Annotated in this window: 1 protein-coding gene; it reads left to right on the forward strand. The window is 69.4% G+C overall.

Annotated features, from left to right (window positions below; translation table 11 throughout):
- Nucleotides 1-235: carboxyl transferase domain-containing protein (locus tag MKD49_RS26320; RefSeq protein WP_305882144.1), on the forward strand; the 235-nt coding region annotated here is incomplete at both ends.

The following is a 235-nucleotide window of genomic DNA, read 5'->3' on the forward strand; positions in this document are numbered from 1 at the left end:
TGTGGTCAAGGCCGCCGAACTGGCCCGCGCCGCCGAAGAGCGCGCCCGCGACAAGCAGCACGCCAAAGGCAAGAAAACCGCGCGCGAACGCCTCGACCTGCTCTTCGACACCGGCACGTTCGAGGAGATCGGCCGCTTCCAGGGCGGCAATATCGCCGGCGGCAACGCCGGTGCGGCCGTCATCACCGGCTTCGGCCAGGTCTACGGCCGCAAAGTGGCCGTCTACGCCCAGGAC

It is taken from the genome of Herbaspirillum sp. WGmk3 (assembly GCF_023952535.1).
GTDB classification, from domain to species: domain Bacteria; phylum Pseudomonadota; class Gammaproteobacteria; order Burkholderiales; family Burkholderiaceae_D; genus Herbaspirillum; species Herbaspirillum huttiense.